General features: G+C 68.7%; 1 protein-coding gene. It reads right to left on the bottom strand.

Going from position 1 to position 1,631, the window contains the following annotated elements; all coding sequences use genetic code 11:
* Positions 1-162: 162 nt before the first annotated feature.
* Positions 163-1,539, bottom strand: a complete 1,377-nt coding sequence (locus QIS99_RS32095; RefSeq protein ID WP_282517280.1) for an IS1380 family transposase — start codon at positions 1,537-1,539, stop codon at positions 163-165.
* Between the last annotated feature and the right edge of the window lie 92 nt (positions 1,540-1,631).

Below are 1,631 nucleotides of genomic sequence, written 5' to 3'. Positions count from 1 at the left end.
TAGCCTCGATCTTTCGTGACGGTCCGTCGGTTCTTCTGGCGGGCCGTTTCGCTTGTTCTGCCTGGTGAGGGCGTGTTGAGGGCCCGGCTGTCGCGCCGGGTGGGCGCCGGTTTCCACGGTTCCGGCCGGGGTGGCTTTGTTCGCAGGGACGGGTTTCGGTGGTCAGCCTGGGTTCGGGAGGGCTCCGAGTCTCGTCACGGCGCCAGTGATCACGTCTGTCCAGGGCCAGTGGTTGGCGAATCTGAGGTGCCGGCGGCGGGCGGTCGTGACGATCTGTGCGGCGGCGGAGAAGAGACGAAGCCGCAGGCGGCGGGGCTCCCAGAGCCGGGGTTTGCCGGTCAGGGCCAGCATGGGCATCCAGGCCAGCAGGTCGAGGGCGAGCTGGACGATCTCCAGCCAGATCTGGTTTTGGGCGGCGTCGTGCAGGGGCAGGTTGCGCAGGCCGGTGGCGCGAGCGTTTCGGATGCGGTCCTCGGCGCGTGCCCGCTGACGGTGGCGGAGCTCAAGTGCGGCGATCGCGGAGCCGGTGGTGTTGGTGGCGAATGCGGTGAGCCGCAGGCCGTCGGCATCGGTGAGCCTCAACTGGGCGCCGGGATGCGGCCGTTCCTTCCGGACGATCAGTCGCATCCCCTTCGGCCAGCCTTTCAGGCAGTCGCCGTCGAGTTCGCAGACCCAGGCGCCGTCGCGTATCTCGCCGCCCGGCTCGACAGCTGCCGTCCAGGCGGCGGGCGGGACCTTCAATACGGCCTGGTGAATGGCTTCGGTGATGGTCATGCCGACCGAGTACGACAGCCATCTGCCACGCTTTGCGAGCCAGGCGACGAACTCGTGTGTGCCGCCGCCGGAGTCGGTCCGGATCAGCGTCCGGCGTCCACGCCGGTACTTCTTCGGCAGCTGAGCCAGCGCGAGTCGGGCGGCTTCGATGTGATCAGCGGCGGTGTTGCTGCCCGCGTTCCCGGGCCGCAGCAGGCTGGCCACCGGCTCGCCGGTGCCGCCGCTTCCGTGATCGACGAAGCCCATCAGCGGGTGATGTCCGTAGGTCTTCTTCCAGGTCGCGGCCGCATCCTGCTTCTCGGAGTGCGCCAGGACCAGCACCCCGTCCAGGTCCACGACCACCTGCCCGGCGGCCTCCGGCGACGAGGGCCCGGCCAACTTCCATACCCGCTCGCGTACTTCGGCCCGTGCCGCGCGGATCGCGTCCAGGGCCTTCGGACCCGACGCGGCCAGGGTGTCGATGAGGCGGGAAACGGTCGGGTCGGACGCCACCGGGCCGAACACGGCCGGCTCGGCCCTCAGCATCCCGGTATCGGCGAGGCAGTCGCCGCCCAGTGCGACCGCGAGGGCCACGTCCAACAGGACCTTGCCCGGATCATGTACAGCCCGAGCCTTCCGCCACGGCGCCAGCGCACCCGATATCGCGGTGTCCAGCCCGGTCTTGCGGACTGTCTCGACCAGCAGCACACCCCCAGCCTGGGAGACCACTGCCCGACCGCCGCCCTCGATGCGGACATGCGGATACGACCCGATACGCTTCTTCACCTGAGAAGTGCTTCTTTCCACGGCACGATCTGGACCCTCGACAAGTCCTATCGTTGCAGGTCAGGAGCACTTCTCGCGTTTTTGATCAAGCT

It is taken from the genome of Streptomyces solicavernae (genome assembly GCF_029968095.1).
GTDB classification, from domain to species: Bacteria; Actinomycetota; Actinomycetes; order Streptomycetales; family Streptomycetaceae; genus Streptomyces; species Streptomyces solicavernae.
The sequence above is the reverse complement of the archived record's forward strand: the minus strand, read 5'-3'. Positions and strand labels throughout refer to the sequence as shown.